The 21,616-nt window shown below is 48.4% G+C and carries 14 protein-coding genes, 2 tRNA genes and 1 riboswitch; of the genes, 5 read left to right on the top strand and 11 right to left on the bottom strand.

Annotated features, from left to right (window positions below; all coding sequences use genetic code 11):
• Positions 1-12 precede the first annotated feature (12 nt).
• A complete protein-coding gene (locus KPC83_RS03460) occupies positions 13-1,008 on the top strand; it encodes an NADP-dependent oxidoreductase (protein WP_216279167.1) in 996 nt (331 codons plus the stop codon).
• Between the two features lie 62 nt (positions 1,009-1,070).
• Here KPC83_RS03460 and KPC83_RS03455 read toward each other — a convergent pair.
• Both KPC83_RS03455 and KPC83_RS03450 read right to left on the bottom strand, forming a co-directional pair.
• Positions 1,071-1,144, bottom strand: a tRNA-Gly gene (locus tag KPC83_RS03455).
• Positions 1,145-1,279: 135 nt separating this feature from the next.
• Positions 1,280-2,770 carry a chloride channel protein gene (locus KPC83_RS03450; RefSeq protein ID WP_253201007.1) on the bottom strand — a complete coding sequence of 497 codons (1,491 nt, stop codon included), beginning with the start codon at positions 2,768-2,770 and terminating at the stop codon, positions 1,280-1,282.
• Positions 2,771-2,955: 185 nt separating this feature from the next.
• On the opposite strand from KPC83_RS03450, the gene mscL reads away from it, so the two are divergent.
• Entirely contained in the window at positions 2,956-3,441 is a 486-nt protein-coding gene (gene mscL, locus KPC83_RS03445; protein WP_216279166.1) for a large conductance mechanosensitive channel protein MscL, read from the top strand.
• Positions 3,442-3,577: 136 nt separating this feature from the next.
• On the opposite strand, the gene KPC83_RS03440 is transcribed toward mscL, so the two are convergent.
• The 5 genes from KPC83_RS03440 to KPC83_RS03420 all read right to left on the bottom strand — a co-directional run bounded on the left by KPC83_RS03440 (position 3,578) and on the right by KPC83_RS03420 (position 10,012).
• Entirely contained in the window at positions 3,578-4,510 is a 933-nt protein-coding gene (locus tag KPC83_RS03440; protein WP_216279165.1) for a 1-phosphofructokinase family hexose kinase, read from the bottom strand.
• A gap of 82 nt (positions 4,511-4,592) precedes the next feature.
• Positions 4,593-5,525, bottom strand: coding sequence for a 1-phosphofructokinase family hexose kinase (locus KPC83_RS03435; RefSeq protein ID WP_216279164.1), 933 nt, complete (start codon positions 5,523-5,525; stop codon positions 4,593-4,595).
• A 72-nt stretch (positions 5,526-5,597) separates the two neighbouring features.
• Positions 5,598-7,301, bottom strand: a complete 1,704-nt coding sequence (gene ptsP / locus KPC83_RS03430) for a phosphoenolpyruvate--protein phosphotransferase (RefSeq protein ID WP_216279163.1) — start codon at positions 7,299-7,301, stop codon at positions 5,598-5,600.
• Positions 7,302-7,403: 102 nt separating this feature from the next.
• Positions 7,404-7,667: an HPr family phosphocarrier protein gene (locus KPC83_RS03425; protein WP_216279162.1), complete on the bottom strand. Its 264-nt coding sequence runs from the start codon at positions 7,665-7,667 to the stop codon at positions 7,404-7,406.
• Positions 7,668-7,936: 269 nt separating this feature from the next.
• On the bottom strand, positions 7,937-10,012 hold the full coding sequence (locus tag KPC83_RS03420) for a fructose-specific PTS transporter subunit EIIC (protein WP_216279161.1): 2,076 nt from the start codon (positions 10,010-10,012) through the stop codon (positions 7,937-7,939).
• Positions 10,013-10,359: 347 nt separating this feature from the next.
• On the opposite strand from KPC83_RS03420, the gene KPC83_RS03415 reads away from it, so the two are divergent.
• Both KPC83_RS03415 and KPC83_RS03410 read left to right on the top strand, forming a co-directional pair.
• A tRNA-Arg gene (locus tag KPC83_RS03415) sits at positions 10,360-10,436 on the top strand.
• A gap of 207 nt (positions 10,437-10,643) precedes the next feature.
• Complete coding sequence (locus KPC83_RS03410; protein ID WP_216279245.1) at positions 10,644-12,533, top strand: fructose-1,6-bisphosphatase; 1,890 nt, start codon at positions 10,644-10,646, stop codon at positions 12,531-12,533.
• Positions 12,534-12,675: 142 nt separating this feature from the next.
• On the opposite strand, the gene KPC83_RS03405 is transcribed toward KPC83_RS03410, so the two are convergent.
• Entirely contained in the window at positions 12,676-13,620 is a 945-nt protein-coding gene (locus KPC83_RS03405; RefSeq protein ID WP_216279160.1) for a DUF4430 domain-containing protein, read from the bottom strand.
• 5 nt (positions 13,621-13,625) lie between these two features.
• Positions 13,626-17,861 carry a PQQ-binding-like beta-propeller repeat protein gene (locus tag KPC83_RS03400; RefSeq protein ID WP_216279159.1) on the bottom strand — a complete coding sequence of 1,412 codons (4,236 nt, stop codon included), beginning with the start codon at positions 17,859-17,861 and terminating at the stop codon, positions 13,626-13,628.
• A 65-nt stretch (positions 17,862-17,926) separates the two neighbouring features.
• A riboswitch (cobalamin riboswitch) is annotated at positions 17,927-18,109 on the bottom strand.
• A gap of 294 nt (positions 18,110-18,403) precedes the next feature.
• Between KPC83_RS03400 and KPC83_RS03395 the strand changes: the two genes are divergently transcribed.
• Positions 18,404-19,444: a hypothetical protein gene (locus KPC83_RS03395; protein ID WP_216279158.1), complete on the top strand. Its 1,041-nt coding sequence runs from the start codon at positions 18,404-18,406 to the stop codon at positions 19,442-19,444.
• Positions 19,445-19,455: 11 nt separating this feature from the next.
• Here KPC83_RS03395 and KPC83_RS03390 read toward each other — a convergent pair whose 3' ends face one another.
• Positions 19,456-20,460 carry a nucleoid-associated protein gene (locus KPC83_RS03390; RefSeq protein WP_216279157.1) on the bottom strand — a complete coding sequence of 335 codons (1,005 nt, stop codon included), beginning with the start codon at positions 20,458-20,460 and terminating at the stop codon, positions 19,456-19,458.
• A 78-nt stretch (positions 20,461-20,538) separates the two neighbouring features.
• Positions 20,539-21,489: an L-lactate dehydrogenase gene (locus tag KPC83_RS03385; RefSeq protein WP_216279156.1), complete on the bottom strand. Its 951-nt coding sequence runs from the start codon at positions 21,487-21,489 to the stop codon at positions 20,539-20,541.
• Positions 21,490-21,616 lie beyond the last annotated feature (127 nt).

Raw genomic sequence — 21,616 nt, 5'->3', positions numbered from 1 at the left:
AGAAAGGTACCTATGAAAGCTCTACAACTGAGTCAATACAAGACGCAAGCTGTTTGGAAGGAGTGCGACAAGCCGCAAGCTCGGTCACATGAGGTGCTTGTTCAAGTTCATGCTGCTGGTCTTAACCCACTCGATAACATGATTATGGCTGGCCAATTTAAGCAACTCTTTCAATACCAGCTGCCACAAACCATGGGAAACGAATTTGCAGGTGTTGTGGTTGCAGTTGGTGAGGACGTTGTAGAGTTCAAGCCCGGCGATGAGGTGTTTGCCCGTCCCGATATTTTGCGCCTTGGTGCCTTTGCTGAGTTTGTATGCGTGGATGCAGCCGATGTTGCCTTAAAACCTCAAAATCTATCTATGGTTGAAGCTGCTGCTCTTCCCCTTGTAACTCTAACAGCGCTCCAAGCCTTTACTGAAAAAGCTCACGTTAAGCCGGGGTCACGAGTATTTATCCAAGGAGGGGCTGGTGGCTTGGGTTCTATCGCAATTCAGGTTGCCAAATACCTTGGTGCAACGGTTGCCACAACCGTCTCAACACGCGATATTGACTTTGCAAAAAAGCTAGGAGCCGATATTGTAGTTGACTATACTACACAGGCCTACGAGGACTATATTAAAGACGTTGATGTAGTACTTGATACTCTAGGTGGTCAAGAAACATTTCGCGCTATGAAGCTTATCAAACCCGGTGGTAGCCTCGTTAGCGTAATTTCTCATCCAGATGCTGAGTTTGCCAATCAACTGGGCAAACCCTATCTCAAACCGCTTATGTGGTGGATGAGCCGAAAAGAGCGCGCAGCTGCTCAAAAGCATGGAATTACCTATCGCTTTCTTTTTATGCATGCCAGCGGAGAACAGCTTGCAACAATTACTCCTGCGCTTGAATCGGGAACGATTCGCCCTATTGTTGCCCACAGTTTTCCTGCAACAAATTTAGTTGACGAGCTCCAAAACCTCGGCAAGATTAAACACGGCCCAGGTAAAACGGTTGCTGTATTTGAGTAAATGCAGCAAGGACGAAATAAACCACTGCAATGCCACGCGATATAGAGAAAAAAGAGTAAAAATGGAGCGGGCGACGGGAATCGAACCCGCCTCATCAGCTTGGAAGGCTGAGGTTCTACCAATGAACTACGCCCGCTTCTATGCCACCAAACAAGGTGCGTAGCTACTCTACCGCAAGCAAGCGCATGGGGCAAGAGCTAAATTTAAGACGAGACAAGCGTGCATACGATTCACTGAGCTCACATGTCATCTCACGTGCCACAAGAGTTGCCTATACACCACGTTTGTTTAGAGGTTGCTTTACCCGCTCAATATCGCGTTTATGACGGCGTGCTTGTGCCTCAGCAACGCTCATGCTTGCATCATCAGCAAGTGAACGACGCTTAGGCGTCACAATCATCTGCGCTGGATACACACCACGATGACCGGCTACGAGATATGCTACAAAGCTTACAATTACAAAATAAGGTGCCGCTGCGCCCCCAAATAAGTCAATGCCTAAAAGAACCGTTGTTACCGGCACATTCAATGCAGAACCAAACACCGCAATCATACCAAGCGCGGCTAAAAGTGCTGGTGGCAAACCCATCATAGTTGCCAACCAGCCACCGCTTGCTGCACCCAGACAAAACAGTGGCGTTACCTCACCACCTTGAAACCCAGCGCCCAGCGTCAGTGCAGTTAAACTAAGCTTGATACCAATATCCCAAAAACCTGTGTTGCCTGCAAAACCCGCATCAACCATCCATTCTGATAGGCCTGCATATTCCTTAACAGGAGCAATAAGATATACAAGCAGCAAAAGACCTGAGCTGATTGCTGCGCGAACTAGATAGCTTGCAGGGATACTTTGATACATGTGCTTGACCATATGAATTGCTGAGGAGAACAGGCGGGCAACTAAACCAAATGTCAAAGCTGCCAAAACGGTAAGTGCAAGCATACGAGCATCGAGCGCGGGAATAATGTCTATTACATGCTTGCTATGATGAATACCCAACAGATGAGTTATAGCGTTACCAGTAAACGACGCCACCAAACAATAAAGGCAAGCATTGTATTCAAGCCTCCCAACAAAGCACATTTCCATACCAAAAAACGCACCTGCCAAAGGCGTGCCAAATACCGCACCAAAGGCTGACGATACCCCTGCTAGTAACAGGTCATGATGATCATAGGGCGTGAGTTTTGCACGTTCAGAGACTTGACTCGCAATGGTGCCGCCAATTTGCACCGCGGTGCCCTCTCGTCCGGCAGAGCCACCTGCAAAATGAGTTGCCACCGAGCAGATAAAGGTCATCACAGCCATACGAATTTGCAACATACGACCAGCCAGCGCACTCTCAATAACCAAGTTGTTACCCTTTTGCGCGCCATTTCCGTAGCTATGATAGAGCCATGCGGTGCCAATACCCACGAGCGGTAAGGAAAAAAATGACACCGGATATACAACTCTAAATGCGCTTACCCATGCAAGCGAGGTCAAAAATGCCCAAGCGAGTACACCCATGGCTACTGAAACAATCAACACAAGCACAAAAAGCCTTGCTGAGGGCAAAATATTTCTTGCATAGCGAACTTCATGCTCACGAAATTCAAGTAAAGAACTTCTTAATGCTCCTGATGCCGTATGCATAGCCGCAGGAAAACGTTGAGGAATCTCGCGAAGGTATCGGGGTGTATGTTCTTCATACTCATCTGCTGACCTTGATGTATCTGAGGTGCTCGTCCGCTTGGTGTTCTCATGCTGTGATGTACGCATACTCAAAACCTTTTGAATCCTCAATCTTTTTGCCACACCTGTTTATGTTGGGCTCGCTGGGGTACTATACCACTTGCTTACACATTTTCGCAGGTCATTTGTGGTTTTGCTTAATTATACCAAAAAGCAACACCCTATCCTGTCTTAGTGCAGGCTCATTTTATCCCCTTTTGAAAGGTAAACACATGTCTGAGAAGAAAACCGTTATTCAAGAGTTTGTTGAGTTTATAAGCCGTGGAAATGTCATTGATTTAGCAGTCGGCGTAATTATTGGAGGCGCCTTTACCGCAGTGGTAACAGCGCTTGTAACCAATATCATTCAACCCCTTATTGCCTTTTTAACCGGAAGTGTTGGTGGCGTTGGCGGGCTCACGCTTAATCTCAATGGCAATATTGTTGATTTCAGTGCATTTATTTCTGCCATCATTAATTTCTTGCTTACCGCGCTTGCTGTCTTTTTTATTGTGAAAACCATCAATGCTTTTCACAAGATGAAAGAAAAGGGTCTTGCTCTTGCAGGGATTGCTAAAAAAGCCGCAGACAGCGAGGCTGCTGCAGCTGCTCCTCATTGCCCATATTGCAAGCAAGAGATAGCAGTAGATGCCACGCGCTGTCCGCACTGCACCTCAAAACTTACCGGTTATAACAATCCTGCTGAGCACAGTGCCTAAAAATACAACCGCCATATCAAGTCAAAATTAAGGTGCCATCTGCTGCCTATAAACAGCACAGGGCACCTTAAGTTTTATCCGTATCAAACATACGACAAGACACGAGATAAGAACGCACGTCTATAAGATGTAGGGTCTACCCAACACGACGCACTTCAATACCTTTTTTATACTCGTCAACGCGGGCAAAGTCCCCCAATCCTGGGCACTCAACCACATTGGCACCAGTGGCCATTGATAGGCGCAGCGCTTCTTCAATTGCTGTTTGATTGGTATACCACACGCTCAAAAATGCAGCTAAGGACGAATCGCCAGCACAAACCGTTGAAAGCAGTTTGACATCGAAGGTGCGGTTGGCAAACCAAATCTCATTGCGGTTTGAGAAGTACGCGCCATCACCACCTAAGGTAAGCAACACATTTTGTACGCCCCGCGCATGAAGCTCTGCCATTGCCTGTACAACTGATGCCTCATCGTTGCTCGACACCTCAATACCAAAAATATCACGAAGCTCATCATCGTTAGGTTTAATCAAAAGTGGTCGCTCAGTTACTAAGCTAGCGAGCTGCTGAGCGGAAATATCGAGAACAAAATCGGCACCCTTAGCCTGAACACACCTAATGACATTTAGCAAGAAGCCCTCTGAGGTATTTGGTGGCAAGGAGCCAGAAATAACCAAGCAATCAAGGCCATCTAAACTATCGATAAGCTCAAGCATAGACCGCTCATCATCTGGGGTGATGGCTGCACCAGCATTTACCATGTTGTACTCGGTGTGAGGACCTGCATTAAGAAAGACATTAACGCGTGTTGTGCCTTGTGTCCAGACTGGTTTAACAGGCACACCGGCTGCCTCAGCACCCGAAACAATAAACTGTCCGGTAAAACCCGCAAAGAAGCCCAAAATGGTAGTAGGAACCTGATAATGATGCAGTGTAAAGCTTACGTTAAGACCTTTGCCATTGGGAGAATACACAGCATTGTGGGTGCGATTTACCGTATTGGCATACAAGCCATCGGAAGAAATATTATAGTCAATAGCTGGATTAGCGGTAAGTGTATATATCATAAAACGTCTCCCCTTTTCTTACTCACAAAAGAAAAAGGACCGCCTCACGGAGACGGCCCTGAGGTTCTGCTGAAACTATACGCTACTCACGTGGAAGTTTGCGAACGGTGACGCGCTTGCTGTATTCATCAACATGTCCAAAGTCACCCAAACCCTGGCTTTCTGCAACATTTGCACCAGTTGCCATTGCAAGTTTAAGTGCCTCTTCCACATTATCGCGGTTCTTAAACCACATATGCAGGAAGGCAGCCAAGGTGCAGTCACCTGCGCACACCGAAGAAACCAGCTTGATATTAAATTCGCGCTTGGCGTACCAAATGTCCTCGCCATTGGAGAAATATGCCGAACCACGGCTACCCATAGTGAGGAGGATATTTTGCACACCAGATTCGTGTGCTAGCTTAAGTGCGCGACGAGCATCATCATCGGTGTCAATCTTAATGCCGTAAATCTCAGCCATCTCATGATGGTTAGGCTTAATAAGGAGCGGCTTTTTATGGGCAAGCTCTTTGAGCTTTGTGCTTGACAGGTCTAGTACAACCTCAGAACCACGTGCCTGAGCATGATCCATAACCTTGTCTAAAAAGTCCTTTGAAGCCTTGGGAGGCAGTGAACCTGACACCACCAAGCAATCAAGGTCACCAGCCGTATCAAGAATGCGATACAGCTCCTCCTCGCTTTGCGGCGTTAACTGCGGACCTGGATTCAAGAAGCCATACTCATGCTCGCCATCATTGATGTAGCAGTTAATACGAGTAATACCATCAATCCACACTGGACGGCACAAGCAGCCCATGTTCATGGTTTCATCAACGATAAACTTTCCGGTAAAGCCTGCAAAAAAGCCCAGTGCAACTGAGTCGATACCAAACTTTTTAAGGGCATAACTTACGTCAAGACCTTTGCCGTTTGCAGTGTAGCTTGCGCCTGTTGTACGTACATTTTCATCAGGCTCAATTGCCACACATGAAGTAGTCATATCAACCGCAGGGTTGGCGGTCAGTGTATAAAACATAGATGCCTCCTACATCTTCTTATGGGTGCTCAGGTTTTTATAACCAACAAGCATCCTTAGTTCCGGCAAAAACTAACGAGCTGCTTCCATCAAGAGTGCTTTTACTTCCTCGGCAGTAGTGAGCGCGAGGGCACGCTCAGCAAGCTCTTGTGCTTCTGCGCGCGTCCACTGCGAAATGGTCTTGCGAGCACGCAAAATGCTCGGTGCAGACATAGAGAATTCCTCCATACCCCAAGCTACTAGCAAGGGAATAAGCAAGGGGTCAGCTGCTGCTTCGCCGCACATGCCAACCATAATATGAGCTGCTACACCGCTCTCAATAATATTCTTAATAGAACGCAGCACCGCTGGATAATACCAGCTATACAAATAGCTTACGCGGTCATTACCACGATCTGCTGCCATGGTATAGCCAGTTAAGTCATTGGTGCCAATAGAGAAGAAATCAGACTCTTGCGCCAGCAAATCGGCAATGTTTGCCGCCGCTGGGGTCTCCATCATGATGCCGACCTCAATATCGTGGTTAAACTTAATGCCTTCGGCCAAAAGCTCAGCCTTACACTCCTCTACAAGAGCGCGTGCAGCACGAATCTCTTCAACGCAAGTTACTAACGGAACCATAATCTTTACGTCACCATAGGCACTTGCACGCAACAACGCCCGTAGTTGCACCTTGTACTCAGCAGAGTTATCAAGACAGTAACGCACCGCACGATAGCCCATAAAGGGATTCTCTTCGGTCTGCAAATTGAGATATGGAATAGCCTTATCGCCGCCCACATCAAGGGTACGAATAATAACCGGTGCACCCTTCATAGCAGTTGCAACCTTACGATATGCCTGGAACTGCTCCTCTTCACTTGGCAATTCTTTTGCATCCATAAACAAGAACTCAGAACGGAACAGTCCAATTGCCTCTGCATCATGCTCAAGCGCGCCTGCTACATCGTCAGGACTTCCAATATTGCACGCAATAATCTTTTTTACACCATCTGCGGTTAAGCTCTCTTTGCCACGAAATGCCTCAAGCGCAGCCTTTTCTTCTGCCATAGCACGGGCACGCTCAGAATACTCAGCAAGCGTTGCCTCATCAGGGTCTGCCACCACACAACCCTTTGTTCCATCAACAATGCAAGTCACACCATTGCGCAAGCAATTGCAAATATTAGAAATAGACAAAACTGCTGGAATCTCAAGTGCACGAGCAATAATGGCTGAGTGTGAAGTGCGACCACCAGTCTCGGTAACAATACCTGCAACGTGCTCTTTATCAATTGTTGCTGTCATGGATGGCGTAAGATCGTGCACAGCAATAACCGTATTGGGAGGCAAAACAGAAAGGTCGGTAACTTCTTTGCCTAAAAGCTCAGCCAAAATACCGGTACGAATGTCTGAAATATCTGCCGCACGCAAACGGAACATTTCATCGTCCATAGACAAGAACATGTTTTCAAACATGGTGCTTGTTTCAACCAATGCTTGCTCAGCACAGGTGCCATTATCAATCATGCCCATGATTTGGTCGGTCATACCGGGGTCTTGCGCAAGCATGATATGTCCGGCCATAATCTCGGCCTCAGCCTCACCAACAGCCGTTTTCATGTGATCAGCCTGAGCCTGGGTTTTCTCACAAAAAACTGCCAGTGCCTCTTGATAGCGCGTTTTCTCTGCAACGGTATCTGAAACGGAATGGGGTTCAAAAGAAAGATCAGGGTCATGAGCAACCATAACGGTGCCAATACCAATTCCTTCTGACGCATTAACTCCCTCGTACATGCCAAAATCCTCTCAGCTTTTCAAGCAAGATTAGAAGAAGGCGCCCACCCCTGCGAGCAGACGCCTATAACACTTCACGTATAGCTTACTGCGCAACAAACACTACTCACCAAGACCGCTCTTGATGAGCTCGATAGCAGCAACAAGTGCTTCCTGCTCATCCGGGCCATCGCAGCGAACTTCAATTTCGGTGCCACAAGGAATACCAGCGGCCATAAGACCCATAGGGCTCTTGCCGTTGACCTCTTTCTCAGGTGTAACGATGGTTACATCACTTGCATATTTGCCCATAGTAGAAGCAAAAAGTCCAGCAGGACGCATGTGTAAACCTTGAGGATTAACAAGAGTTGCCTTATCCGAAACCATTCCAGACTCCTTTACAACATACCCGCATACGTGCTCAGCGGGCATATACGAAACGTTAGTATTTTACCTCAACTACACGCAAATAAAACTATCAAGCTTGACAAGTTTTTATAAGGGGTGCACCACAAGATAGCGCTTATACAAAACAGCGCGCCACCTTGCTAGGGACGCGCTGTTTGAAACCATGGCGGGTACGAAAACCCTACACATAGACGCTCAAACACAGGTGATTTTAACTCACCTGTTACAACAACTTTACATCAAGCAGCCTACACCAGACGGGCGTTGATGGTATCAGCAATGACTTGTGCATCTTCTGCACTCTTAATTGCCTCGCGGAAGCCATCGTCCATCAAAGCCTCAGCTACCTTAGAGAGGAGCTTGAGATGGGTGGTACCAGCTTGAAGCTCAGGAATCAACAGGGCAATAGCAACCTGAATGGGGTTTTGGTCCATGGTATCCCACTCACCAATACCCGCGTTATCCTTAACAACAATTACGGCAGCTTCGTGCACGGTAACGGCCTTTGCATGCGGAATAGCAAAACCATCCATCATGCCGGTTGTACCCTCTTGTTCACGCTTCAAAAATGCCGCCTTGAGCGACTCAACATCTCCAGCACACCCCGCAGCCACTGCCTGCTCAGAGATAAAGCTTAAGGCTTCATCGCGGCTCTGAAAATCCTTGCCAACAAAGACAAGCTCTGGTTTAACAAAGTTTGCGACAAATGTCTCTTCAGGTTCAGAAACTGCTGGCTCAGCTGCTACTTTTGCTGCCTCAACACCAGTAGCTTCTACGGTTGGTGTGGTAGCTGAACCGACCGGCTCATGAGCGCTGGATGCCTCAGTAAGTTCAGGCGTTGTCTTAGCGGCTTCATGGCGCTTAAAGAGCACAAAGAGCACGCCGCCAACAACAGTACCAGCAAGAATAGCAAGCACCCACATAAGACCACCGTCAACTACCGGAAGCACCAAGAAACCACCGTGTGGAGCAGGAACATGAACGTTCAGAATAATGGTCAAAATAGAGGCAATTGATGAACTAATCATCATGATAGGCATAACCGGCCAAATATTCTTGGTCATAAACGGAATTGCACCCTCAGTAATGTGCGTAAAGCCCAAGATGAGGTTTACGATTCCGGCGTCGTGGTCTTCTTGGCTAAAGTATTTTTTGCCAACGACAACCGCGAACGTGGTAACCAGCGGAGGAACAATGCAAGCAGCAGAGACTGCAGCCATGAAGTTGGTTCCAAACATATACTCAGGGGTACCCACACCTGCAGCTAAACCCTGGCCAAGCATAACGGTACCGGTAACATAAGCAGCCTTGTTTACTGGACCTCCCATGTCAAAAGCACACATGCAACCAATCGCCAAACCTAACACAATAGCGCCAGACTCAGAGAGACTCCGCAAGAAATCAACCATGGCGGTGTTAATAGCAGCCATAGGACCGGAAATGCCGAGCATGATGAGGCCAACAATAAAGGTCGAGCACAGCGGATACAAGAAAATTGCTTTTAAGCCCTTGAGGTTATCAGGTAGACCAGCAAAAGCCTTTTCAAGCAGGAGAATGACATATCCTGCCAAGAAACCGCCAACGATACCACCCAAGAAACCAAAGCCAACGCCAGCGCCACCTGCATCAATCATGCCAGTTTCTACATTTACCGGCAGACCCTGAATTGCAATCATACCGGCAACAAAACCTGGTACAAGCGCAGGACGCTTGCCAATCGACTCAGCGATATAGGCTGCAAGCACGGGCACCATAAGACCCATGGCAATGCCGCCAATAATCTTGAGCATTGCAGCAAAAGGATTGTAGTCAGCAGCAGTGGAATCAAAGCTTGTAATACCCCATAAGAAGGATACCGCAGTCAAGACACCACCGGCAACAACAAACACCAGCATGTGACTAACGCCATTCATAAGATGGCGATACAGCTGATGACCAAGCGATTCTTTGTCAGCTGAGCTTGACTCCATCTGAGCCTGCGTGGCTGCGGCAAGCTCAGGGTTGCCCTCCATTGCAAGTGCGCGGTCAATCAACGCACCTGCCGCCTCAACTGAAAGCGCCTTTGAAACGCCCACATTAACCAAGGGCTTACCCGCAAAACGCTCTGCCTGAACATCTTTGTCTGCTGCGACGACAACCGCCTTTGCCCCAGCAATCTCAGCACCGGAAAGCTCGTTCTCGATGCCAACTTGCCCGTGCGTTTCTACCTTGATGGAAAGACCACGCTCAGCCGCAGCTTTTTCGAGCGCCTCCTTTGCCATAAAGGTATGTGCGATACCCGTTGGGCAGCCAGTGGCCGCAATAACGTCATAGGTATCTGCCATGCTTCCTCCTATCGTTATATCCCGATACATTACACATGCCATTCTCGACAAGTGCGCACGTTAGAATACCATGTTTGGACAAGTTTGGGCAGAGTTTTTTAGTCGGGTAGTCTAGGAAAATACCCCCTCAAGCTGGGACATTTATATCTACATAGTACACAGTATCCAGTATGAGATGGGCTCGGTATAACAGATGCTTGAATAAACTCTTGATACATCGCGCGGGCAATTTCTAAGTAACAGACGTACATGTCATATTGCTTGCATAGCTGTCTTTCTATATGAAAAAGAAAGACCAAGACTATTGTGTGCACCTGAACATATTTGAGCTATACTTTTACCATTATGCGCCATTAGCTCAGTTGGATAGAGCAGGGGACTTCTAATCCCAAGGTCGACGGTTCGAGTCCGCCATGGCGCACCACCCTTTTATAATGTGTAAGCGCTGTGCATGACTTCAAACTTTTGACTGCGCGTTATCGAGCAATAATTGAGATTCAACCGTTTATCGCTGATATGTAACCACTGGCAGAACTCCTATCGGTCTCCATACTATCTTTAAGCATATGCCCCATACTGGTCTTGGTTCTTTTCTGTATGCCTTTTTTGAAAGGATGCCGCCTTGCCATTCATGCCTGAGCAAGACCAAAAGTACCTAAAACTTCTCGCACAGCAATTTCCCAACAAACAAGCCGTGTTTACTGAGATAATCAATCTGCAAGCTATCCTCAATTTACCTAAGGGCACCGAGCATTTTATGAGTGATGTGCACGGCGAATACGAAGCCTTCATGCATATACAAAATAATTGCTCAGGTGTTATTAAAGAGCATGTTGAGCTTGTTTTGGGCAAACTTCTCAACCCAGTTGAACAGGCTGAGCTCTGCACGCTTATCTATTACCCAACTGAGAAACTTGCCCGCGTGCGCGATGAGCAACTTGACTCCCCTGCTTGGTATCGCCAGAGCCTTGACGCGCTTATCACCCTTGCGCGCTCACTTTCGAGCCGCTACACACGCTCAAAAGTGCGCAAAGCAATTCCTCATGAATTTACCTACATTATTGATGAGTTATTGCACACCCATCCTGATGAACATGATTATCGGGTGCAATATCATGACCGCATTATTGAGAGCATACTTGAAACCGGAGCTACCGACGATTTTATTTGTTCTTTTGCCGAGCTCATTAAGCGATTAGCAGTGGATCACTTACACCTTGTTGGCGATATATACGACCGCGGTAATGGCGCAGCGCGCATTATGGATGCGCTTGCCACCCGGCCAGGTAATCTTGATATTCAATGGGGTAACCACGATATTTTGTGGATAGGAGCTGCCGCAGGTGAGGCTGCTTGTATCTTGAGTGTTTTGCGCAATAACCTCAAATATCATAATTACTCAATTCTTGAAAATGACTATGGTATCTCGCTCCGTCATCTCATGAGTTTTGCTGATTGTACCTATCGCAGTGGTGAACGCATTACACCACTTATGAAAGCAATTACAGTTATGCTCTTCAAACTTGAAGGACAGATTATTCAACGTCATCCCGAATGGAATATGCACAACCGTATGCTTCTTGATAAGATTGATGAAACCCGTACCACGGTAACACTGAGCGACAAAAGCACATGGCCGCTTATAAGCTCTGACTTCCCCACCATCGACCTAGAAAATCCCTATGAGCTCAATAAATCCGAGCAAAGTGTTGTTGATAAGTTGGTAGCTGAATTTCAATCGGGAGACCATTTACAGCGGCATATCACTCATCTTCTTACCCATGGGTCGCTATACCTCGTACATAACAATAATCTACTCTTCCATGGCTGTATCCCTATGAATAGTGATGGTACCTTTAGCTCTATGCTTTGCGAAGATGTTATGCGCTCCGGTCGAGATTATCTGGACTTTTGCGATGACATTATCCGACGAGCATACCGAGTTCGTGACCGCGTTGCGCTTGATTGGATTTGGTATTTATGGATTGGCTATAAGTCGCCTGCGAGTGGTCGCCTTGTAAAAACCTTTGAGCGGAGCTTTATTGAAGATAGCTCTACGTGGGTAGAGCCCATGGATTCCTATTTTGAACTCACGCAACATACATGGGCATGTGACGCCATTATGAAAGAATTTGGTGTTGACGCTGAAAATGGTCACATTATCAATGGTCACACGCCGGTTAAAACACTCACAGGAGAATCTCCTATCCGGGCACAAGGAAAACTCCTCGTAATAGATGGTGGTTTTTGTCGCTCCTACCATCCAAAAACAGGGATTGCTGGATATACCCTTATCTATAGCTCTCGCGGCATGCGCCTCAAAGCGCATGAAGCCTTTAAGAGTGTTCGCGCGGCACTTGATACCAACGCCGATATACAAAGCGATACTGACTTTTTTGCTCCTGTACATGCGCGTATTATGGTGAGTGACACCGATACCGGCGTGCACATTAGAAGCCAAATTGCTGACCTTAAACGTCTCTTGCAAGCCTATCGTTTAGGACATATCAGCGAATCATGAGCTTAAATTTGCCGGCTGGGGCTGGGGCGGGAGTGCAGCGTAAATAAATACGCACCTACTAAATTGAAAAAGCGGTCTTTGTGCATCTCATAGCTCACAAAGACCGCCACTACCCTCAAATAACAAAGCGCGTGCTATAAGGTTATGCGCTCAAGACGTAGTACCAACTTAGTGTATCTCCATCTTTAAGCTCATAGGCACCTGATGAATAGCTCGGCTCAGACCCATTCACCGCATATTTCCAACCGCTTTCGCTCCCATGTTCGCCCTCTGCATAGCCACCAATTGCAGCTACATAAATGCCAAACGCGGTGTATGACGCATTAACCGAAAGTCCGGTACCAACAAGTGCATCGTATGCAGTTGCTCCACGCTCAAAGGTTAAACTCTTACTTGCAAGGGTGCCGCCACCCGCAGCAGCAGCGCTTACCCGAACAGTGACAGTAATCGTGTTTGATGTGGTGGTACTCGTGTTGTTTGCTAAGTTGGCTGAACCCGAGGTGGCACTTGAACCCGAGCTAGTACTTGAAGATGAGCCTGCACCGCTTGTGCTGTTTGTTCCTGAATCTGACACGCCTGTGCCAACATTGTCGGTGCTGTTTGCACTTGTACCTGTTGAGACAGAGGCAAGCTTGTTGTCATCATCTGTTGCTCCAGATGATGATTTCTGTGTCGAGGGCGCTGACTGTCCCTCATCAAGGGAAGCTTGTTCACCACCATCGGCCCTTAAGGCCTGCTCTTGTTGTGTCTGATTTACAGACTGCTCATGCGTATCGAAAGAAGCACTATCGTCCTTGTACACTCGAGCAGCCAAACCCTGATGAGAGCCTGCAAACAGAGCATTAGTGCTCAAAGATTCCGTGCCGGTAAGCGCTAAAACACCCGCTGCTAGCAACAAACAGAGCGATACCAGCGCTAAAACAGCAGGAGCACGCAGCTGACGCACCTGCTTTGTTGAAGAGATAGGTACATGCCCTGGATAGATGCGGGTATCCTCTTTTAGTTGCTCTGGCTCAGCGCTAATAGATTTGCTCCTCTGCAAAGTGCGAGATTCTGACCTCTGATTACTCATCATAGAAGTATCCACCGAATCTAGCCCTCGCGCTGTTGACGACGCTTAAGCAGCAAGAACCATAAGCCCGCACACGCCAAACCTAGTATTCCGGCAAGAGCAAGTATGAGTGCTAAGGGCATACCTGCTTTCTGCTGGTCTGCTGTATGAGCAACAGATGCTTTTGTTGTAGGTGCGCTGACTGATGGTTCTGTCAAAGATGCGGTGTCTTTCTCAACGCTTGCGTTTGCCTGCGCTGTATCTGCCTGAGTGCTCTTTGCATCAGACGCGGTTGTTGCGGCTGCAAGCGGGCGCTTTCCAGGAGCAACGCGACCTGTCACACGAGTTGCAGGACCTGTAGAAGGTATCTCTTGCTGAGGCTGCTCCTTATCGTTATGTGCAAGGTCTCGCTCTGAATCAGCTAATTGCTTACCAGCTACAGAGCCATCTCCCACCTCCGGTGTATGACCTAAGGTATCACCTGTATTTGGCGTGCTCGGCTGCGCTGTATTGTCACCCGGTTGCGGCAAAATACCTACTCCTGGCTGAGGAGTTTCAGCCTCGCCAGAGCCCGGTTGATGAGTATGAACCTCATCAGTGTTCAACTTGCGCCCTAGCGAAATTAACACACCAGCATCAGTGCTGTAATACAGATTACCCTCAGCATCGACAATAACACTTGAGGTTGAATAATTTGCATGATTGCCCTGTGGCGTATACAAGGGTTTCACCGTATGCGTTTCAGGCTGATAACAAAACAGCGTACCTGGAGTCATATTTGTAACAACATACACCGCAAGCTTACCGTCATGCTTTACAACCAGAGGTGTTGACTTTACCTCGCCAGCGCCCAAATCAGCGCGATGAATCAGACTCATGTGCTCTGCATCAATTTCTGCCAAAACACCCAATGCCCCTCGCGAGCCTGTCATGCCGCCGCCCACAAAGATGCGATTGCCCACAACGGCAGGAGTTGACGTTGAAAAATCAGCAAAAGGAACTGACCCTGCAAGTTGCAAGGTGTTAGCTACTCGCTCTATCTTATACAACACCGCTGGTGAACGACCTACCACATAGAAGGTGTCAGGCTCTGAGCCCTTAATAACTGCCGTGCGCACCGATGACGGAAGCTTAAGGCTTGCAAGAACCTGACCGGTTGCACTTTCGATGAGCGAAACACGACCAGCGTCATTTGCAATAAGCAGCTGTTCGCTGCTTTGCGCAGCACCAGCCCAATAGTAGCCACCAGCCGAATCAGCGCTCTCATCACGCACATTCGCCTGCGTCCAAAGCACATGACCATCTGCCAAATCAAGCCCCACCAACGCACCCGCCGCAGAAGGAGAACCATCAAAGCTCGGCCCTGCCATAAAGGGTACTACCAGCGTATTTCCGACAAGCGTAATGCCTGATGCGGCTTGGTAGCTCAGTTCTTGTCCTTCTACAAGTGGAGCAGGAGCTACTACGCTTTGCCAAACACGTGTCAGGGTATCGGCCGTAAAAGCACTCACCACACCACCATCTGAGGGGATAATAATGAGACCTGCCGCAAAGAATGGGCGAGCAAAATATGAGTTATGTGCGCCGGTAGTAGTGCGCGCCATTACCTGACCGCTCACGCGATTCAGTTTAATAAGCTCAGTTTGCGTCACACAGTAGATAGCATCTCCTACAATAACTGGATCGCCAACCAGCGTATACATATCAACACCGTTGCTCAACGAGCTGACCCAACGCGCTTCTGCTTCATCAGCTGGTGACCCATCTCGCTCAACTACCGTTGAGCCGCCGTTGCCAAAACCAGACCAATCTGCATGAAGACTGGGGTCAAGATGAGGCGTTGGGTCTGGGTCTGGGCTTGGTTGAGGTGTCGGTTGCGGGTCAGGCGTTGGCTGCGCATTCAACAATGGTGACACATACACAAGCTCGATGCGATCGCCTGCGGATACAGCAATGTTTTGCGGATACCCTTGCGCATATTCACCGTTAACAAGGGTGCTCCAATAGCTCCACTGACCCGCCTGCTCAAACATGCTTAACGTAAGACCCGATGGACTCGTCACTGAACCTGGAGAACCACTGGTCATGTCAAAGCTATAGCCATGATTAGAAAGCGCTTGCGCAATAAGTGTCCAAACCGTTGGCGCAGCGCTCTTCTTAAACGAAATGGTTTCAGGAGCAACCCAAGTCTCAGCGTGGGGCGTTCCTTGTGCTGGGTCTGTCATACCTTGTACCCGTACCGTTGCTGTGAGCACTGCCTCGGCATCTGGGTCTATTGAACCACGGGTACCCAACACCGTAACAGTGGCACTCACCAGCTGATTAACCAGTTTTTGCAACTGGTCATTCTCAGGATATGCCCGCGCAAGTGACTCATATGCTCGATAGCTCAGCTGCGATTCAATACGCACCACCGTATCAAAGGCAGGGCGCGTAACTTGCAAGGATTCACTTGCAATAACCTGCTCATTTGAAGAACGGAAGGCTCGCCACTTAGAGCCTGACATAGAATCAAAACCCGGAAGATCAACTGGCTCAATATTGCCAGAGCCAGCCTCAGCTTGTGTGCGTGCCCAAGTAATAGAAGGCGCTACCGATGCATCGCTTCCATAGGTTGGAACTGCCGCGCGAAACGTTGTCAGCGCTTCGGTAACGTGCGAACTATCGGGGTTGGTACCCAGAAGGGCTAATGGATACGCCGCCTTAGCTGCCTCCATAGCTGCAACTGCCCGCTCAATCTCAGCACGGCTAACGCTGCGCGTAAGAAACTCTCCCAGCGAACGTGAAACGGTCACACCATCATGCGTAAGACTGGCTGTTAGCTCCGCTGTACGGGGTGCTTCCCCCTCGAGAGACGGAGTGCTGACGCCGCGATAACCAGAGATTTCAATAGCACCAGTATCCGAACTACTATATGAGAGTTTGTAGTATTTGCCATCAATGTTGAGGTCACGCGGGCGAGAGAATTGTATATCGCCTGCAAGCTCCCTACTTGCAAGCGGCTCACCACTTGAGAAATCTTTAAGCTGAATACGCTCAAGAATAGCTGCGAGCTCAGCTTTTTTTGCCTCTGCTGTATCAGATGATTTGGCTGCAACCGCTACGGTATAGGTTTTGGTAACAGTTACCGGAACATCTTGTCCATAACCCGATACAAAGAGCTTATAGGTGGCCGTCACATCAACTGAAGTCGCACGTTCACCATGAGTAAGTGTTGCTGTTACTACTGGGCGATACTGACTATCAAAGCCTGTTGTAATTTTTAATGCTTGTGGGTTAGAGCTTGTCCATGAAACAGTTGCAAGTTTTGTAACTTTTGACCCTGCAAGGGCAGCAGGCAGCGCAAGGCTCTCAAGACTATCAGGCGCATGTCCTGTGGTTAGCATGTCAGGAAGCTCAGCATGAGCTGCAAGGTCTTCTAAAAAGCTTTGTACGCGTGCGCTATCCCAGGGCAGTGCAGTTGTGCGCGAAGGCTTATACTCAGCCGTCTCACCGTCTTTTTGCAGTTCATATACGGGCTGAATATTGCGTAGCACAGAAATATCAGTTTTTGATGTCTTAGCATCAGGCGACAAAAAGAAATACTGGATGCGACCGTTCTCAGCACCCTCACTAACATCAATGCCACCTTGTTGCGCTGGATCAGGAGTTGTTTGTCCCGTCGCTTTTACCCGCACACGAATACCAGGGTGCCCCAACTCAGCTAAGCGTGCTTCAAGCATGCGTGCAAGGTTCGTGTCTTTACCCTCAACCGGACGAGGAACATATCCACTAAAACCATCTTTTTTAAGTGCTGCAACCGCAGCTGCAACAGCAGTTGTTGGCGCGGGTGTAGGTGCGGGCGTCTCTGGGGTATCTGAATCATCCTCATCATCGTCATCCCAGCCAAGGTCATCCCAGTCTTCGCTTACAGCTGAGCGAAGCGCCATTGAAGAAGCAGGTTCAGGCTGAGAGGGCTGCACTGAGGCTGACACATTCGTTGGTGATGCAGGTGTGTCTGATGTAAGCGCTGTATCAGATTCTGACCGAGCATCTACAGAAGAATTGTCAGCTGCATCAGATGCTTCAGCCGCCGCATCTGCTACTAAGGACGATGAAGGTATGCTGTCCTCGGCGGCAAAGGCCACAACGGGCAAAATGGGCAGAGAGCTCGTGATTAAAGCAGCGCTCAACACACAAGCGGTAAAGCAATTTATCACGCTATGTGAGCTATACGGTGCATATTTAGCTTTTGAGGCATGAGTTATGACGCGCGATACATATGAGCGTCTCAGCATGCAACGGCATGCTTGAAGGAGACCTACCATGGACTTCCCTTTCGTTCCAGAGCCTCGCTGACAGCTGTCAGCGTTCGATGGGAGGCGATCCGACTTAACGTTTACCAGCCGTGCATGCCATCCGATCTGTGGCACCTTGTTCACGACTGACCGAAATACGGTTACTGGTACAGCTGAGGACTCTCACCTCATTCTCCTAGACGCTTGCTGCGTCCGTACGTCTCCATACCACCATCTTGGCCATATATATAATGTTGGCATCCTACCATTAATGACCAATCCGTCACTCGTGACGAAATAAGACATGTGCGTATTTGAAGAAGGTGCAGGTCAAAGGCTTGTGTGTATCCAAGAAGTCTCAACCTTCAAGTAAAACTATAAACTCTATGGTTCCTACACAATGAAATAACATCGCAGCGTAGCGCCCATCTTAAACCTTAAACTTGACCCTTAATCTTTGTTAAGGTTCAAGTTGAGGTCGAAGCCAGTAGTAAACTGCTTGCTGTGAATTGTTGGACTCAAAGTCTTTGAGGAGATTGTACATGCATAAACGCTTTTGTCAGCATCGTGCAATTTTTGTAGGCGCTGCACTCGCTCTTACCTTGAGCGGTGTGGCAGGTGGCTCGCTTATTGCGTCGGCTGTGACGCAAGAAACCGAGGCACAGCTTACCGAAACTCAAAAGCAGGTAGAAGCAAGTGCAAGCGCTTATAGTGATGCGTGCGCTCAGGTAAATAAGCTCCAAGACAAAATTAACGAAAATGCTGCACGCATTTCTGAACTTGAGAGCAAACTTCCGGCTCAACGTCAACGGGCAAGCCGTGCGATGCGTGCTTCGTACAAGCATGAGCAAAGCAGCAATTCATTTATGACACTTGTGTTAAATGCGGAGTCATTTGAGGATTTCTTGACCCGCATGAATTATCTCGATCAAATCAATGCCTCAAATACACGAGCCTTGGACGAGCTTACAGCGACAGAGGCTGAGCTTGAACAGCAACGACTTGAGCTTGAACAGGCAAAATCCCAAGCACAAGCTGAACAGGCCAAGGCTGACGCTGCTCTCAAAGAGGCGCAAGCGTTGCGCCAGGCTGCTGAAAGGCGCGCTGCTAAAGAGGCAGAAAATGAACTGAGGGCTCTACAAGAGGCGGCTGCACAACAGGCTGGCGGTCAAGGGCAGACACCGGTTGTAATTGATGCTACAACAGTAGACTGGAGTCTTTCTGTTGATGACTTTGTAGCGCTTTGGGCACCGCGCATCAATGCCTACCTTGAGGGCTCTCCGCTTGCTGGCTATGGCGAAAACTTTGCGCGTGCTGCTTGGACCTATGGTGTTGACCCTCGCTGGTCTCCCGCTATCTCCAATACCGAGAGTTCCAAGGGTCAGCATCTCTTCCGTGAGCACAATGCTTGGGGCTGGGGTCATATTGATTTTGCCTCATGGGAAGAAGCTATTGATACTCACGTGCGTGGTCTTGCCGAGGGCTATGGTTATACCATCAGCGTTCAGGGTGCACAAAAGTATTGCCCGCCCAATTGGTTTGCATGGTACAACAACACCGTAGCTGAAATGAACAAGATATAAGCCCTATCAGCTTACTTGTTTTCGATAGCGCCAATATTTTTTAGAGCAATTGAGATAAGCCCATTGGGTTCATTGATAAACTCAATGTAGTCGGTGTTGCTGACGAGCTCCGCCGGAAAGCTAATGCTAATACCGGTGTCAGTGACAATGCGATGGTTTTTAATAGCCGCACGCTCAACCTGTGGACGCTCTACCGGTACCCGCTCTGGAAGCTCAGCCTTATCAAGACTTTTGTGCGCTGCCTCGCGCATGGTCGGCTCGGTTTCAAACGCTGCATCAACAATATCCCAAAAAGGCAACTCTTCGTCAGCCTCAACAGCCTCAGTAAGCGCTGCTTTAGCTTTTGCAAGCGCAAGTGCTGTATTTGCACCGTGTTCCTCTGCAACTTCTGTAACTACACGCGTAAGCTGCTCAATAGTCTCTTTGCCAGAGGTTCCCTCTTCACACGCTAGCAATCCATCAGGAATAACACGACGGTCTTCACCGGCGATTTTTCGGTTCTTATCTTGGTAATACACTTCAAACGAATTTGCACGCACGAGAGCTAAGCTCGCAATTTTTTGAGATGGCGCCGGCAGAATTGCAAAATGCCGTTTAATGTCATTTTTTACCGCTCCATCAACGCGCCCAACCTCATGCATAAAGGCTTGCTTGCTCTGTAGCACTAACACAGCAAACCAACGTGCATCGTCATCATCAACAAAATCAGCAACCAAAACATCAGCCGATTCAAGCTTATCAGCGCGGGACAACTCAGAATGTAGAAACTCGGCCACTTGCTGCGAAAACTCAATAAATTGACGCTCGCCAAAGAAGTAACGTTTGAGCTCCTGAGCAAAAGCTGAGTCCGGCAGAAAAGCTGCTCGGCGATTATCAACTGCGGTGCGCGCCCGTCTAAGATGCGTTCCTATATAGGATTTTATCGCGCGGGTTTCAAAATCAAGCTCACGTTGACTCATAACCGCTACTGAAGAATCAAAATCAAGGATATGCAAAATTGCATGATTGATATTCACAAAGCCTCCCCGCGCTGCGGAAAAAAGACGCCCATCGCATGACGGGCGTCCCAAACGATTACCGTGTTACCTCAACGCTTATGCGTCAAAATCAACTTTGTCCATAATAGCACGCAATGCTGCTGCACTCCTGTGAAGCTCGGCGTTTTCTTCTGTGTTGATAGGAACTGGAATACGCGTTACAACACCGTTTTTGCCTACAACAGTTGGGAGTGAGATGCAAATGTCGTCAAGTCCATACTCCCCTACCATCAGGCTTGATACAGGCAGCACGCATTTCTCATCGCGCATAATTGCCGTACAAATACGGCGAACAGTCATCGCGACACCGTAATAGGTTGCATGCTTCTTATCAATAATGGTATAGGCGCTATTTTTAACCTCTTCAGCAATGCGCCGATTTGCAGCATCATGGTCGCGGTGCCCATGCAGCTCGCAGAAGTCAACCAGAGGCACACCGGCAACCGTTGCACTTGACCAAGCAACAAACTCTGAATCACCGTGCTCACCCATTACATAAGCATGCACATCACGTGGGTCAACATCTACATGCTCGCCTAAACGATGACGCAAACGAGCCGTATCAAGCACGGTTCCAGAACCAATAACGCGCCCCTCAGGCAGGCCACTCATTTTGACAGCAGCATAGGTGAGCACATCAACCGGATTAGACACAATGAGCAAAATACCCTCAAACCCGCTCTTGCGAATCTCGGGGATAATGGACTTAAAGATACTCACATTTTTATTAACCAAATCAAGACGTGTCTCTCCTGGCTTCTGCGCTGCACCTGCGGTGACTACTACCATAGCAGCGTCTGCAACATCAGAATAATCCCCTGCATATATTTTCATCGGGCTAGCAAAGGGAACGCCATGTGCAATATCGAGCGCCTCACCCTCTGCACGATTGCGATCAACGTCAATGAGCACCATTTCGCTAAACAGACGGCTTTGCATTAACGCAAACGCCGAGGACGAGCCCACAAATCCGCATCCAACAATAGCAACTTTGCGGTCATTGATCATAGTGTCAACTTCCTTTCCCATGGGTCATATAAAACCCCGCGAGCAGTTCATGGTGTATTCATACCCAGTTTATAGCTCTGTTGTTCAGCACGTTTACTATTAACAAGAGAGGTTAGAATTAACTCGT

The organism is Collinsella sp. zg1085 (assembly GCF_018889955.1).
Lineage (GTDB): Bacteria > Actinomycetota > Coriobacteriia > Coriobacteriales > Coriobacteriaceae > Collinsella.
The sequence above is the reverse complement of the archived record's forward strand: the minus strand, read 5'-3'. Positions and strand labels throughout refer to the sequence as shown.